This is a genomic window from Streptomyces albipurpureus, assembly GCF_023701525.1.
Taxonomy (GTDB): Bacteria; Actinomycetota; Actinomycetes; order Streptomycetales; family Streptomycetaceae; genus Streptomyces; species Streptomyces albipurpureus.
The window spans coordinates 99,577-114,814 of sequence record NZ_JAMQAW010000006.1 but is presented as its reverse complement, the minus strand read 5'-3'; the positions used below and the strand labels follow the sequence as shown (position 1 = coordinate 114,814).

The window sequence follows — 15,238 nt, the reverse complement described above, 5'->3', positions numbered from 1 at the left end:
CCGCTGGCCGGGGGCGTTCGCCTCTTCCCCGGTCGCCCATGGGCCAGTGGTGGATGGGGAGCCAGCCGCACGGACCGGGACCTGCTCGGCTTCGGCCGGCTGGCTCGGACGGTCCTCGCCAGGGTCCCGCCGGAGTGAGCCGGCCTCCTTCTCCACGTCCATGGGCCGCGCCGCCGTGTCCAGTGGCCGTGGCGCGCGGTTGCCATCCGCCGCGAGGCGTCGTTCGACGGCCGTGTCACCGGGACCCCCGGGTTCCTCGGGGGCTGTGCTGGCGGCGGTCATCGTCCGTTTCCTTCCCAAAGGCTTTCGGGCGCTTCGATACGGTCGGTCGTCGATGGGTCGCCGGCCGCGGCGGTGCTCCCGGTCGTGATGGCGGCTTCGACCGAGGGTCCGATCTCGGCCCCCGACATCAGCCAGGCGTACTCCGCGTTGGTTCCAAGGAGTTCCTGGTGGGTGCCGACGGCCGCGATCCTGCCTTCCGAGAGCAGCGCCACCCGGTCCGCGAGGAGGACTGTCGAGGGCCGATGGGCGACCACCAGCGCCGTTGTGTTCTTCAGGACCTGCCGCAGGGCTGCTTCCACCAGCGTCTCGGTGTGCACATCGAGTGCGGAGAGCGGATCGTCGAGCACCAGGAACCGGGGGCGTCCGACCACCGCGCGCGCCAGTGCCAACCGCTGGCGCTGCCCTCCGGACAGGCTCAGCCCCTGCTCGCCCACCTCGGTGTCCACACCGTGCGGCAGGGAGTGGACGAAGGACGCCTGGGCGACCCCGAGCGCACGGTGGAGGTCTTCCTCGTTCGCGGCGCCGTCCGTTCCCATCAGCACGTTCTCGCCCACGGTCGCGGAGAAGAGCGTGGGTTCTTCGAATGCCACCGACACCAGCCCACGCAGCCGTTCGCGCGGCATGCTGGTGATGTCCTCGCCGTCCAGGGTGATCCGTCCCGATGTCACCTCGTGCAGCCGCGGTACCAGCGCGGTGAGGGTGGTCTTGCCGCTGCCAGTGCCGCCCACCAGGGCCATTGTCTCGCCGGGGTTTATCGATAGATCGATGTGCGAGAGCACTGGGACGCTGTCCGCCGCGGCGTCCGGGTAGCGGAACCCGACGCCCTCGAACCGCAGCCCACCGGCACCCGGGCCGGCCGGTGGCGCTTTGGCGGCCGCCGGGGAGGGGGACGCCGATGTCTGGGGCCGCGGCGTTGGTCCCGCCGGAGAAGTCGCCGCATCGATGAGTGCCCTTGAACCGGTCGCCTCGGTTGCCTTGGTCGAATCGGTCGACCAGGAGCCATCGGCCCCGGCCGGGTTCGATGCCTCCTGGTCGACGTCCATCACCTCGAAGAAGCGATCCGTCGCGGTGGCCGCCTCCTGGCTCATCGCCAGCAGGAAACCGATCGACTCCACCGGCCAGCGCAAGGCCAGCGCGGTGGAGAGGAAGGCCACCAGCGTGCCCGCCGACAGGGCCCCGTCCGCGACCTGGATCGTGCCCAGGACCAGTGCTCCGCCGATGGCGATCTCGGGGAGCACCGTCACCGCTGCCCAGATGCCCGCCAACAGCCTGGCCTTGACCAACTCCGTACCGCGCAGTCGCCGCGCGAGCTCATGGAAGGCGCGGGCCTGGCTGCGGTTTCGGCCGAAGCCCTTGACGATACGGATGCCGAGCACGCTCTCCTCGACCACGGTGGTGAGGTCGCCGATCTGGTCCTGGGCCCGACGCGCGGCGAGGGAGTACTTGGACTCGAAGTAGGAACAGAGGACGAACAGCGGCACGATCGGCGCCATCAGGACCAGGCCGAGAGTCCACTGCTGCCAGAGCAGGATCACAAATCCCACCAGGATCGTGGTGCCGTTGACCAGGAGGAACGTCAACGGAAACGCCAGGAACATCCGCACCAGCATCAGATCCGTCGTACCGCGCGAGAGCAGTTGCCCGGACGGCCAGCGGTCGTGGAAGGCCATGGGCAGCCGCTGGAGATGCCCGAAGAGCGCGGCACGCATTCCGGCTTCCACGCCCGCTAGCGGCCGGGCCACCAGCCAGCGCCGGAACCCGAAGAGCACCGCCTCGACGATGCCCAGCACCAGCAGGACAAAGGCTCCGAGCCAGACCCCGCCCGGGTCCCGATCCGTGATCGGCCCGTCCACCATCCACTTCAGCACCAGGGGGATGACGAGGCTCATGCACGAGGCCACAATCGCCACAAAAGCGGCGCTGAACAGCCGTGCGCGGACCGGTCGCACATACGGCCACAGGCGCAGCAGTGAGCGTATGGCCGATCGTTCCTTGGCGGATGCATGTGAAGTGGACATCAGGAGTGAGCCTACGGTTGATACCTGACATCGCTCATCTGAATTTGTTGGTGATCTAGTTCAAGCCGCTCGGCCCTTGACGCTCACCGCGTGACCGGCTCAGGGACCCCCGGTACCCCGTCGGGGAACGTGAAACCGCCACCGAGAGCGCGGGAGCCCGCTCCCGCCGACGAACCAGCCGCGCTCCCGCTGCGAACCGGTCACGACGAGGTGCCGGTACCTACCGCGGCCGTCCGTGTCCCGCACGATCGAGCCATGGGCGGCGACCGGGTACCAGCGTCCGCCGGCATCGCGACCCGGCGCACGCCCCCATCGGACATCGGCGGGGTCTGCCGTCCTCGCCTCGGGTACGGCACTCGACGCACATCGACGTCTTCGACGTTTCCCCGCAGGTCCGTGATCGTTGGGTGGTGCGTGAGACATGTACTGATGCGGGCTGGACGGGGCGCCGCCGTCGCCCTGACATGTGCGGGACTGATGACCTCTCTCGCCGGCTGCACCGGCAGCGGAGTCGCAGCCATGGGGAAACCACCCTCACCCGAGGACACGATCAGGGTCATCCCCGATGACGGTGCCAGGGAGGTCCTGGCCGGCGGTCCCCTCGAAATCCGCCTCCCCAGCGGGCGGCTGGAACGGGTCAAGGTGATGCGGATCGAGAGTGAGACCCCCACCCCCGTCCCCGGCCGGATCTCCGAAGACGAGTTGCGCTGGCAGCCCACCGACGGGACCCGACTCGACCTGGCGGCCAAGTACAGCGTTGACGTGGTCGCCCTCGACGCCCACGGCCGCCGCTCCGCCCGGCACACCACCTTCACCACCAAGGTCCCCGAGCATCGATTCATCGGCTACTTCAAGCCCGAGAACCGGGCCACCGTCGGCACCGGGATGATCGTCTCCTTCGACTTCAACCAGAAGATCGAGAACCGGGCCGCCGTTGAGCGCGCCATCAAGGTCACCTCCGACCCGCCCGTGGAGATCGTCGGCCACTGGTTCGACAAGGACCGGCTCGACCTCCGCCCCGAGAGCTACTGGGAGCCCGGCACCAGGGTCACCGTCGCCGTACGGCTTCGCGACATCGAGGCCGCCCCGGGCTCCTACGGCATCCAGGACAAGACCGTCTCCTTCACCGTCGGCCGATCTCAGGTCTCCCTCGTGGACGCCGAGGCCAAGACGATGGCGGTACGCCGGGACGGACAGCTCCTGGCCACGGTGCCGATCACCGCGGGTGCGCCCAAGTCGACCACGTACAACGGGAAGATGGTGGTCAGCGATCTGTACGACGTCACCAGGATGGATGGCCGAACGGTGGGCTTCGGCGGTGAGTACGACATCAAGGACGTGCCGCACGCCATGCGGCTGACCGAGTCCGGCACGTATCTGCACGGCAACTACTGGGCGGCCGCTGACATCTTCGGGAGCGTCAACGTCAGTCATGGCTGTATCGGTCTACGCGATGTGAAGGGCGGCAGCGGGGACACCCCGGCCGGTTGGTTCTTCGACCGGACCCTGGTCGGTGACGTGGTGGAGGTGATCAACTCCCGTGACAAGCTGGTCGCCCCGAGCAATGGCCTGAGTGGCTGGAACCTGCCCTGGGCCAGTTGGAAGGAAGGCTCCGCCCTGCGCTGACCCGAGTGAGTGGGCCGGGTGCCCCTGGGCCCGGGTGGCCCTCGCGTGGCGAGTGCCACCCGCGCTGATCCGACACCGGTGCCCCCCGCGGCCACCGACAGATGACGGCCACCGACAGATGACGGCCGAGATCGCGGCCCCACGGCGATCGCAGTCACGGAGATCGCGGGCACAGAACCTCGTCACTGAGATCCAGGGCGAGGACTCACCGGTGGCGAGTGTCGCGGACTCTGCCCTTCCGCACCCCGCCGATGGAGCGGCGGACCGGGCCGCCCCACCCGGCCCCACCCCCCGACGCCACCTCCCCACCTGCCCGTTGAGCCCGTCGAAGCTTGGGACTGAACGGTGACAAACACGCGAACAATCCACGACCACGTGTGTGATTGTCTGGTCGATGTGCGTGCGTAAGACGCGCGGGGGTGAGGGCCTAGGCGGGGCCGGGCCGTGCGAGGGGAGACACCATGAAGGACGGGCATCCGATATCGGGGACATCGGTTGGCTTCCCTCGACATCGCAGGCGTTCCGCGCTGCTCGCAGGGGCCATGGGCGCCCTGCTCGTGCTGGTGACCGCGTGCGGTGGGGGTTCCGACAAGGACAGCGGCAAGGGCGGCGACAGCAGCGGGCGGGTCGGTAACGCGGCCTCGCAGGCGGTGGTCACCGTCAGCCCCAAGGCCGGTGCCAAGGGGGTCGCCACCAGCGGCGTCCTCAAGGTCACCGCCGCCCAGGGCAAGCTCACCACGGTCACCGTCCAGGACGACAAGGGTGTCGCTGTTGAGGGCAAGATCTCCGCCGACGGCGGCTCCTGGGAGCCGCTGCACCATCTGGCCGCCTCCACGCTGTACAAGGTGCACGCCGTGGCCAAGGACAAGGACGGCCGTCAGTCGGCGAAGGACGCCAGCTTCACCACCCTCGTACCGAAGAACACCTTCATCGGGCACTACACCCCTGAGGACAAGTCCACGGTCGGGGTCGGTATGCCGGTCTCCCTCAAGTTCACCCGGGGTATCACCAACCCGGAGGTTGTGGAGAAGGCCATCAAGGTGACGGCGGTGCCGGCGGTGCCGATCGAGGGCCACTGGTTCGGCAACGACCGGCTCGACTTCCGTCCTGAGAAGTACTGGGCTCCGGGGACCAAGGTCACCGTCGCGCTCAATCTCGACGGTGTCGAGGGCCGCCCCGGTGTCTACGGCAAGCAGGCCAAGACCGTGTCCTTCACGATCGGTCGCAGCCAGGTCTCCACCGTGGACGCCACCGCCAAGCGAATGAAGATCGTCCGGGACGGTGTCCAGATCAAGGACATCCCGATCACCGCGGGGGCGCCGTCCTCGACCACGTACAACGGTCAGATGGTGATCAGCGAGAAGTACAAGGTCACCCGGATGGACGGCGCGACCGTCGGCTTCGGCGGTGAGTACGACATCAAGGACGTGCCGCACGCCATGCGTCTTTCCACGTCGGGCACCTTCATCCACGGCAACTACTGGGCCTCGGCGGGAACCTTCGGCTCGCAGAACGTCAGTCACGGCTGCGTCAGTCTGCGCGATGTCCGCGGTGGCGGTGACAAGGACGCCCCGGCCCGTTGGTTCTTCGAGAACTCGCTCATCGGTGATGTCGTGGTGGTGGAGAAATCCGACGACAAGCAGATCGCCCCCGACAACGGCCTCAACGGTTGGAACATGTCCTGGGCGGAGTGGACCAAGTAGCCAAGCGCCACCGACGGCCGGCGATCGGCCGCGAGTGGCTCTCGGGAGAACCGCGCGGAGTGCCGCGGAGTGCCGCCGAAGAACACCAAGGCCCTCCGGGCCGCACCGAGAAACGTCCATGAGGCTCTGAGAACCCACCGGACCCGGTGCTGTGTACGTCACAGCACCGGGTCCGACCCCGTTAGCGGCGGTTAACCTGCCTGCATGACGACCGCTAACACCGTGAACCTCGAAGTCCTCGACGGCGTGGGCACCATTCGCCTGGACCGTCCCCCGATGAACGCACTCGACATCGCCATCCAGGACCGGCTGCGCGAGCTGGCCGAGGAGGCTGGCCGTCGCGATGACATCCGGGCGGTGATTCTGTACGGGGGCGAGAAGGTGTTCGCCGCCGGTGCGGACATCAAGGAGATGGAGCGGATGGATCACGCGGGAATGGTGGCGCGGGCCGGCGCGCTTCAGGCGTCCTTCACCGCCGTTGCCCGTATCCCCAAGCCCGTGGTGGCCGCGGTCACCGGGTATGCCCTCGGTGGCGGCTGCGAACTGGCTCTCTGCGCGGACTTCCGGATCGCCGCGGACAACGCCAAGCTGGGTCAGCCGGAGATCCTTCTCGGGCTGATCCCCGGCGCGGGTGGCACCCAGCGACTCGCTCGACTCATCGGCCCCTCCAAGGCGAAGGATCTGATCTTCACCGGCCGTCAGGTGAAGGCGGCTGAGGCACTGGCACTCGGCCTGGTGGACCGGGTCGTGCCGGCGGCCGAGGTCTATGAGCAGGCGCAGGCGTGGGCCGCACGGCTGGCGAAGGGTCCGGCCATGGCCTTGCGCGCGGCCAAGGAGACCATCGACGCCGGCCTGGAGACCGATATCGAGACGGGATTGACGATCGAACGGAACTGGTTCGCAGGGCTGTTCGCGACGGAGGACCGTGAGATCGGTATGCGTAGTTTTGTCGAGGACGGGCCGGGCAAGGCCCGCTTCCGCTGACCCGGTCCATTCCGCTGGGTTCTTTCACAACCCCTGACTGTCCGCGAGAGATGAGTCACGGCGGCGGTGGGAGCGTCGCAGGCCCCGGCGTAGTGCGGTCAGCCTGTGTCGAAGTCTCGGGCGATTCCAGGAAACGCCTGGTCGTGGGCTTGCCAGGAGGGCTATTGACAGGGTGTCAATGCGGTTCAGGGTGAGCGCGTCAAGGAGCGCGAGGCCGCTGGCATATGTCATCGTCGCGGCCGGGGTGGCCCCTGAGCGGCCGACCTCGGGGGCTCTCTTACGCGGGATCGGCCACGGGAGCCCCCCATAGCGGCCATGATGGGGGGCATGGCGGGCCTTGAGGGTGTGGAGCAACCGCGGCAGCGCAGTGGCGCCGTCGCCACCCGTTGGGCATCCCCCGTCGAAGACGAACAGGCGCTCAAAGCGCTGGAGTTGTTCGGCAACCCGGCTGATGAGGAAGTCCGCCTTCCGTCCCGCCCCGAATCCGCCGCCACCGCACGGCGGTTGACCCACTGTGTGGTGGCCCATCAGTGGGCGCTCTCCGCCGCGACCGCCGAGCACGCGGTGCTGCTGGTCTCGGAGTTGGTGGGCAACGCCGTGCGCCACACGGGCGCGCGCGTGTTCGGGTTACGGATGCTGCGCCGCCGGGGCTGGATCAGGATCGAGGTGCGTGACCCCTCGCGAGGGTTGCCCTGTCTGCTCCCGGTGCAGCCGATGGACATCAGTGGGCGGGGCCTCTTCCTGGTGGACAAGCTCTCCGACCGATGGGGTGTGGACCTACTGCCGCGCGGCAAGACCATCTGGTTCGAGATGCGGGTCCCGGAGCGTCACTCCTCCTCGGCCTAGGCCGCGTGGGGTGGAGGCGATCCGCCTCGATGGATCACCCCCGCCCACCTTGCCGCACCTCGATGACTTCCCCCTGGGCTGAGCCCAGTGGCGGGCGAACGATGGCACGGGTGGCGGGGAGGACACAGAGGCCCCCGGCGGTCCGAGGGTGTCGGTGGTGCCGGGGGCCTCTGTGAAGCGCCGTGGAACAGGGGGTGTGTCCACGACCGCTGATGACGACCTGGCCCGGGTCAAAGGGGGTCGTGCCATCGACTATGGCAGATGGGGTCCCCAGGCCCAAATCACGTTATCGCCCAAAAGGGGCAAAAATTGCCAGAGTGAGTAGGAAGTCCAGGCGAAATGGGTGACTGGCCTCGTAAGTGATGGCTGAGACTCGCTTGCGATGACTGTTTCCTTGATCTGTTCACTTCAGGTGGGTGCGACCCGCAAGGTCGCTAAATTAGGGCAATCGTTATTTTTTACTTGATTCGCCCCTACTGTGCTTTCCCGTGACCTCGATCGACCGCCGCCGCGCCCTACGCACAGGAGCCGGGGCCGCCGTCGTGGGTGCCCTGGCCGCCGGCTGCGCCGGCACAGGTCCCGCCCCGGCCAGCCCCCCGCCCGCCGACGCGCCGTCGACCGCCGTGCCCGGCCGGCCCTTTGCCTCCCAGGGCTCACGCCCCCGCGTCGCACCCGCCGCGCGTCGATTCGCCAAGCAGCCCACCGAGATCACCCACGGGCCGCGCGATCGCGATCAGGTCGCCCTGACCTTCCACGGGAACGGCGACCCGGCCACCGCGCGCGCCGTACTCGCCGAAGTCGAACGAGCCCGGGCGCGGATCACCGTCCTGGCCGTGGGGAGCTGGCTCGACGAGTATCCAGAACTCGCGCGCAGAATCCTGGACGGCGGCCACGACCTGGGCAATCACACCCAACGCCATCTCTCCATCACCGAAATGCCCGAGTCGGAGGCCTACGCCGAGATCACCGCCTGCGCCCGGCGGCTGCGTACGCTCACCGGCTCCATCGGCAGTTGGTTCCGACCCTCCCGCACCCAGCACACCACCCCGCTCATCACCCGGCTCGCCGGGCGAGCCGGATACCCCCATGTCCTCTCGTACGACCTTGACTCCCTCGACGCCACCTCGCCCGGCGCCGCGGCCGTGACCCGCACGGTCGCCGGGCAGATCCAGCGCGGATCGGTGGTGAGTCTGCACTTCGGCTATGCGGACACGGTCGCCGCACTGCCCGCCCTCCTCGACGATCTCGACCGCCGCGGACTGCGCGCGGTGACCACCACGGAGCTGCTGAGCTGATGCATCCGACAACCACTCCTCTGAGGATCACCCGGCGGGCCGCGACACTGCTGGCCGGGGCCCTGATCGCCGTACTGGCAGGGTGCGGCACCAACGACTCGCAGTCCCTGGCGAGCGGCACCGAGGCGGACAAGACCAAGGCGACCCGAAGCAAGGCCGCCGCACCTCCCGTCGCCCCCGAGAAGGCCGTCCCGGTCGGGCTGCCGGGAATGCCACCGGTCCTCGACCCCAAGGACATCTACGCCGCGGATCGCCCCAACAAGCTCTCGCCGGTGGTACGGAAGTTCCCGTCGCGGGTGTACGTCCCCAACACCAACTCCAACACGGTCTCGGTCATCGACCCCACGACCTACCAGGTCGTCGAGACCATCCCGGTCGGAGTGCAACCGCAACACGTGGTCCCGTCCTGGGATCTGAAGACCCTCTGGGTCAACAACAACCGCGGCCATACGCTCACCCCGATCAACCCGGCGACCGGGAAGGCGGGCAAGGCGGTCGAAGTGCACGACCCCTACAACCTCTACTTCACCCCCAACGGCAGGTACGCGGTCGTCATGGCCTCGCTCGACCGTGAACTCGTCTTCCGCGATCCGCACACCATGGACCGGAAGAAGACCGTCCCGGTCAGCTGCTACGGGGTGAACCACGCCGACTTCTCAGCGGACGGCAGATACTTCGTCGTCTCCTGCGAGTTCTCCGGCGAGCTGCTGAAGGTCGACACGGAGAAGATGGAAGTCGTCGGCCAGCAGAAGCTCCCCTTCAAGGGAGCGATGCCACAGGACGTGAAGATCTCGCCGGACGGCAAGACCTTCTACATCGCGGACATGATGGCGCACGGCGTATGGGTGCTCGACGGCGAGAAGTTCACCACCCCCCGGCTGATGCCCACCGGCAAGGGCTGCCACGGTCTGTACATCAGCCGGGACTCCAAGGAGATGTACATCCCCAACCGCGGTGAGGGATCGGTCTCCATCTTCGACTTCCAGCAGAACAAGCTGACGAAGAAGTGGTGGCTGCCCGATGGCGGCAGCCCCGACATGGGTGGGGTCTCCGCTGACGGAAAGGTGCTCTGGCTGTCCGGGCGCTATGACTCGGAGGTCTACGCCATCGACACCAAGACGGGCAAGCAACTCGCCCGCATCCCGGTGGGCGGCGGTCCGCACGGCCTTGCGGTCTATCCCCAGCCCGGACGCTACTCCCTCGGCCACACCGGGGTATTCCGCTGAGCGGGGCCCGGCGCCGGGCCCCTGGGTGCGGAGGTTCGCCACCCCTTCCGGAGGTCAACGGACCGCGAAGAGCGCCTCCGAGCCCACAGGTCTGAACCCCGCCCGTTGGAACGCCCGCACACTGCGGGCGTTCCCCGGTGCTATCTGCGCCCACACCGCTTCACCCGGCACCAGCTGCCGGGCGGCCCGGGCAAGTGCCACCCCGAGCCCCCGCCCCCTGGCGCTCCCGTCGACCTCCACCGAGCACTCCCAACGCCCGGCCAACCCCTGCCCGAGGACCAGCATCCCCCCATCGGCCTTCCAGGCCCGTACCCCGTCCCGGTACCTCAGCGCCCGCGCCACCCGGGGGTGGCCGTGGTCGTCGATCTCCGTCAGTTCGACATCGGGGGCACCCGGCAGCGCGGCGGCGACCGTCAGTACGTCGATGGCATCCATCGACCGGCCGGTTCGAGCGAGCATCGCCGACAGGAACGCAGGGTGCATCGACGCCGCCAGGGGATCGGTGGGAGTGGCGGCCAACCGCTCGCGCACCCAGATCGGGTCCTCGTCCACAAAGACCACCGAGTGGGCGGTGAAGGCCAGCACACCGCAGTCCCGGGCACTCGGCTGTCTGACCACCGTGGTGGTCCCGTCGGCCGGAGGGAACTCCCCCCGTGCGGCCGCGGACAGAATCTCCGCCACGTCCGTCCCCTGCGCCACACCAGTTGGTTCATTGCTCATCGGATCATGATCGCGGACCGTCTCTGGAACCCATCGCCGGGGCTGCGGATAATCTGATCTCCATCAGTAGTGCGAAAGCGCACCCAGGAGGGGCACAGCAGTGGCGGACATTGAAGAGGCGCGCAGAGCGTTCGACCGGTTCGATCTGAACGGCGACGGTCGCATCACGGCGACGGAGTACAAGAGCGCGATGGCGCAGCTGGGCGACTTCTATGTCACCGAGACGGTCGCCGAAGCGGTGATCAAGACCAAGGACGCCAATGGCGACGGTGAGCTGACCTTCGAGGAGTTCTGGGACTCGTTGAACAAGCGCGCCAAGCCGGCGGCGGAACCGGCCTGATCCAAGGGAGCGACTCCCCGGCGAGTCGGCCGGGGGGACGCCCCGGCCGACTCGCCGCCGAGGGGTCCAGATCCGCCGAATCGCGATGCACACGACCCCTGACAAAGACCATGAAGTGGCTCCTTCCGTAGCCATGCCTCGCGCCTGGGCGTCCCGACGGGCCATCGCCCCGACGGCGGCCCTTCTGGCCACCGCCTTGGCCATCGCCTACTTCGGCACCAGGTTCGCCATGCGGGACACCGGGGAGCTACCCATTCCCGCGGCCGGTACGGCCACCCTGCTGCGTACCGTCGTCTTCGTCGCACTGACGGTCCACCTGGGTGAACTCGTGGGAAAGCGACTGGTGAACCGTGGTGCGCTGCCCCGCTCATGGTCCCGGGCCGCCGCGCTCGCCGGAGCGGTTGGCGCCGGGGGGCAGATCATTCGGCTGGCCGTGGTCAGCGACATCGACATGACAACGGCGTACGGCACCCGTGAGGGCCAGCTGCTGTTGATCATGGCGAACGGTTTCCTCGCCGCCGCTGGCTGTGCTGCCCTACGCCGTCCCGCCCTGGCCGCCGTCCCGCTGGCCCTGGTGATCGTCGCGGAGGCCATCCGCGCCCACCCGGAGCAGTACAGCCCCGAGTTCGGTGCGGCGCTGACGGTCTGCCATCTGACCGCGGCCTCCCTCTGGGCCGGTGGTCTGCTCTATGTGCTGCGCGCCCTACGGCTGCGCCAACCCAACCGTGCGGACGCCAAGGCGGTACTCGCCGGCTACGCCCGTCTCGCCGCCTGGCTCCTCGCGGCCCTGGCCGTCACCGGGACGCTCTCGACCCTGCGCAGACTTCCGACGGACGTCGTCCTCGACACGGCGTACGGCAGGGTCCTGATCGTCAAGGTGGCTCTGGTCGCGGTGGCGTGCGCGCTGGCGCTGGTGGCCCGGCACCGGATGCTCCGCGGCCGTCCGGATGCCCAGCGCCCAGCCCGCGTGGAGCTCATCGTGCTGGGCGTGACCCTCCTGATCTCATCGATCCTGACGGTGGTCCCGGACCCGCACTGGCTGAGCGCCCGCTGACCCGGCTCCATCCGACGGGTCAGCGCGTATGGACCGGGTTCTGACGAAGCCTGCCGGTCACCGCGTGGATCGACGGCCGAAACCATACGGTCGCGCTGGTCCATCCGGTGATCGTCGCTCAAGTCCCGGGTGCCCCAGGGACGAAACGAATGGTGTTGATCGCTCATCGGCTGCGATAACCCCATGAGCTGTTTCGTTCCCTGATCTCCCCGATCTTCCTGAACTCTAGGAGCACGCATGCGCCTGCGCGCACGCTGGGCATCGACGGCCCTCCTGCTACTCGTCCCCCTGCTGGCAGGAGGCACGGACGCCCTGGCCGATCCGCGGCGGAGCCCCCTCCCCATCGAGCGCTCCGCCAGTGCCATCCCCGGTCAGTACATCGTGAGCCTCAACCCGGAACAGACCCCGGACGGTGTTCTGCGCACGCTCGGGGTCAAGCCGATGTTCACCTATGACACCGCCCTGCGGGGTTTTGCCGCCCGGCTCACTCCAAGCCAACTTGCGGTGGCCCGTACGATCCCGGCGGTCAAGGCCGTCGAAGAGAACGCCACCGTCAGCGTCGTTCTGCCACCGTCACCGTCGGTGAGCTCATCCGCGCGGACCGGGTCCGAGCAGCGCGCCGTGCCGTCCCAGAGTTGGGGGCTGGACCGGATCGACCAGCGACTTCGACCGCTCGACGGCGAGTTCTCGCCAGTGGGAACCGGCAGCGGGGTATCGGCGTACATCGTCGATACGGGGATCGACACCAGCCACGGCGAGTTCGGCGGCCGGGCATCGGTCGGGTTCGACGCCGTCGGAGACGGCCGCGCGGGACAGGACTGCAACGGCCATGGAACCCATGTGGCCGGCACCGTCGGCGGCTCGACGTACGGAGTGGCGCGCTCGGTCTCCCTGATCGCCGTCCGGGTGCTCAACTGCCAGGGCCAGGGCAGCGTGGCCGGAGTCCTCGCGGGCTTCGACTGGGTCTCCAGGAACGCCCGCCAGCCCGCGGTCCTCAACGCTTCGCTGGGCGGTGGCGCCTCCGCCTCGATCGACGCGGCCGTCAACGCGGTCGCGGACCGGGGTGTTCTGCCGGTGGTCGCGGCGGGCAACGAAGCCCAGAACGCCTGCAACGTGTCACCCGCCCGAGCGACGAAGGCGTTCACCGTCGGAGCCACGGACAGCGAGGACCGCGAGGCCGACTTCAGCAACTACGGCGCCTGCCTGGAGGCATACGCCCCCGGCGTTGACATCGTCTCCGCCCAGTACGGCGGCGGTACGGTCGCGCACGACGGCACCTCGATGGCCAGCCCGCATGTCGCCGGAGTCGCCGCACTCGTCAAGGAGAGGTACCCGAACGCCGCTCCCGCGGACGTCAGCCTCTGGCTCACGGACAACTCGACCAAGAACGTCGTCACCTCCATCAGCGCGGGCTCGCCCAATCGACTGCTCTACACGGGCGGGCTGTGACCGCGACCGACACCGACCTGGATTGACGACCAGGGCCACTGGGCCGTCGGCTGCGGACCGCGTATCCCTCCACTTCTCCCACTGGCTGCAACCTTTCGATGCCCCCAGCGCACTACCAGGGTGAGACGGTCCGCACAGTGCGGACCCGGGAGGGGGCGGGATGACGCGGGACGATGATGACGACGCGCTGCACGCCTTTGTGGAGGGGCGGCGCACAGCGCTGTTTCGCAGTGCCTATCTGCTGTGCGGCGATCGGGACGAGGCCGATGACCTCGTCCAGACAACGCTGGTGAAGGTGGTGGTGGGGGGCCGGCGGCACATCCGCCTCGACAACATCGAGGCGTATGCGCGCAAGACCCTGGTCAACACCTTCATCGCCTCCCGCCGCCGCTTCTGGCGGCGGGAGCACGCGCACGGCGAACTCCCCGACTACGCCGGAACACCGGCCTTCGACCCGGATACAGGACTGCTGGTCCGTGCCGCACTCGACCGGCTCAGCCCCAGACAGCGGGCTGTGGTGGTGCTGCGCTACTGGGAGGACCTGAGCGTCTCGGCCACCGCCGAAGCGCTCGGCATGCGGGAGAACACCGTCAAGAGCCACACGGCTCGGGGGCTCGCGGCGCTGCGCGCCGAGGTGCGGGGGGAATTGGTATGAACGACATCAAGGAACTCCTGACCAAGGCCGTCGAGGACGCGGGGCAATCGGCCGTCACCACCGAGGCGGTGTACGCGGGGGTGGCCAAGGCCAGGCGGCGGCGCGGGATCTCGGTGTCCGCCGCGGTGGCCGTCGTCGTGGTGGCCGGGCTGGTCGCCACCGTGGTCGGCGTCCCGGGTGACGGCGGAGGCGAGGACGACTCCTACATCGCGGCTCCGTCACGGTTCGGCAAGGAGGGGGAGGCCCAGGCCGAGAGGCTCCGCAAGCTGCTGCCCGGAAAGATCGAGCGGGTCGAGAGGGTCGTCAACGCGCCGATGCGGGTGAACCCAGGCGCCGAGATCCTGCCCAAAGCCCCGTCGATCCGCTCGGTCGGTCCGCTCGACGGACAGTTCCTGGTCACCGAGAAGGTGGAGGGAAAGACCACGTTCAGGGGCCTGAGTATCACGGTCATGGACCGCGCGGCCGTTGCCAAGGACACTAAGGGGAAGGGCCTACCGAAGAACTTCTGTACGGCCTACACCAAGCGTGCCCTACCAGAGTGCGTACGCGAGCAACTCTCCAACGGACAGATGCTCACCACCTGGAAGGGATCGGGCGCGATCGAGATGGGCAGAACACCCTGGACCTACAACTGGCATGGGCGCCTCACCCTCCCGGACGGCGGACTGCTGCTCTTCGCGGAAGGGCTGTACGCACAGGACCCGAAGGTCATGGCGATCGTCCGCGCTGATCACCCGCCGCGTCCGGAGGCCCCCAGGCCCACCAAGCGCATCAGTGAGATGAGCGAGGAGGAGCAGGAGAAGTTCTTCCACGAGCTGTCGATGGCAGACGCGACCGTCGACCGGGACGACTTCACCCCACTGGACCCCAAGGTCTTCCGCAAGCTGATGCTCCGACCGGAACTGGTTCCCAAGAACTAGGGCTCTTCGTGGGATCAGGCAGGTCGCGGGGGCTGGATGAGCAATACCCTGCGGGTCAGTCGTGAGGCCGAACCCTCGGCCCCCGCAGCCGCCCTCCCTTGAGGTCAGCCGGCTCCCGTG

At 68.5% G+C, this 15,238-nt stretch carries 13 protein-coding genes; 11 read left to right on the top strand and 2 right to left on the bottom strand.

Annotated features, from left to right (window positions below; genetic code table 11):
* Positions 1-278: 278 nt before the first annotated feature.
* Complete coding sequence (locus tag NBG84_RS05645; protein WP_250918155.1) at positions 279-2,300, bottom strand: ABC transporter ATP-binding protein; 2,022 nt, start codon at positions 2,298-2,300, stop codon at positions 279-281.
* Between the two features lie 414 nt (positions 2,301-2,714).
* On the opposite strand from NBG84_RS05645, the gene NBG84_RS05640 reads away from it, so the two are divergent.
* From NBG84_RS05640 to NBG84_RS05615, 6 genes are all read left to right on the top strand, one after another.
* Positions 2,715-3,926: a L,D-transpeptidase gene (locus NBG84_RS05640; RefSeq protein ID WP_250918154.1), complete on the top strand. Its 1,212-nt coding sequence runs from the start codon at positions 2,715-2,717 to the stop codon at positions 3,924-3,926.
* 461 nt (positions 3,927-4,387) lie between these two features.
* Positions 4,388-5,629 (top strand): L,D-transpeptidase, encoded by a 1,242-nt coding sequence (locus NBG84_RS05635; protein ID WP_425608576.1) that lies wholly within the window; start codon positions 4,388-4,390, stop codon positions 5,627-5,629.
* A 204-nt stretch (positions 5,630-5,833) separates the two neighbouring features.
* A complete protein-coding gene (locus NBG84_RS05630) occupies positions 5,834-6,613 on the top strand; it encodes an enoyl-CoA hydratase/isomerase family protein (RefSeq protein WP_250918153.1) in 780 nt (259 codons plus the stop codon).
* Between the two features lie 315 nt (positions 6,614-6,928).
* On the top strand, positions 6,929-7,459 hold the full coding sequence (locus tag NBG84_RS05625; RefSeq protein ID WP_250918152.1) for an ATP-binding protein: 531 nt from the start codon (positions 6,929-6,931) through the stop codon (positions 7,457-7,459).
* 488 nt (positions 7,460-7,947) lie between these two features.
* Positions 7,948-8,754 (top strand): polysaccharide deacetylase family protein, encoded by an 807-nt coding sequence (locus tag NBG84_RS05620; RefSeq protein WP_250918151.1) that lies wholly within the window; start codon positions 7,948-7,950, stop codon positions 8,752-8,754.
* The gene (locus NBG84_RS05615; RefSeq protein ID WP_250918150.1) at positions 8,754-9,980 is read left to right on the top strand and encodes a YncE family protein; all 1,227 of its coding nucleotides are present in this window, start codon (positions 8,754-8,756) and stop codon (positions 9,978-9,980) included. The genes NBG84_RS05620 and NBG84_RS05615 overlap by 1 nt, the downstream gene beginning before the upstream one ends.
* 54 nt (positions 9,981-10,034) lie before the next feature.
* Here the strand turns inward: NBG84_RS05615 and NBG84_RS05610 are convergent, their stop codons facing one another.
* A complete protein-coding gene (locus NBG84_RS05610) occupies positions 10,035-10,700 on the bottom strand; it encodes a GNAT family N-acetyltransferase (protein WP_250918149.1) in 666 nt (221 codons plus the stop codon).
* Between the two features lie 100 nt (positions 10,701-10,800).
* On the opposite strand from NBG84_RS05610, the gene NBG84_RS05605 reads away from it, so the two are divergent.
* The 5 genes from NBG84_RS05605 to NBG84_RS05585 all read left to right on the top strand — a co-directional run bounded on the left by NBG84_RS05605 (position 10,801) and on the right by NBG84_RS05585 (position 15,118).
* Positions 10,801-11,040 (top strand): EF-hand domain-containing protein, encoded by a 240-nt coding sequence (locus NBG84_RS05605; RefSeq protein ID WP_250918148.1) that lies wholly within the window; start codon positions 10,801-10,803, stop codon positions 11,038-11,040.
* 85 nt (positions 11,041-11,125) lie between these two features.
* Positions 11,126-12,094 carry a CopD family protein gene (locus NBG84_RS05600; protein ID WP_425608575.1) on the top strand — a complete coding sequence of 323 codons (969 nt, stop codon included), beginning with the start codon at positions 11,126-11,128 and terminating at the stop codon, positions 12,092-12,094.
* 237 nt (positions 12,095-12,331) lie between these two features.
* Positions 12,332-13,543, top strand: coding sequence for a S8 family peptidase (locus NBG84_RS05595; protein WP_250918146.1), 1,212 nt, complete (start codon positions 12,332-12,334; stop codon positions 13,541-13,543).
* Between the two features lie 160 nt (positions 13,544-13,703).
* Positions 13,704-14,198 carry a SigE family RNA polymerase sigma factor gene (locus tag NBG84_RS05590; RefSeq protein WP_250918145.1) on the top strand — a complete coding sequence of 165 codons (495 nt, stop codon included), beginning with the start codon at positions 13,704-13,706 and terminating at the stop codon, positions 14,196-14,198.
* On the top strand, positions 14,195-15,118 hold the full coding sequence (locus tag NBG84_RS05585) for a hypothetical protein (protein WP_250918144.1): 924 nt from the start codon (positions 14,195-14,197) through the stop codon (positions 15,116-15,118). The genes NBG84_RS05590 and NBG84_RS05585 overlap by 4 nt, the downstream gene beginning before the upstream one ends.
* Positions 15,119-15,238 lie beyond the last annotated feature (120 nt).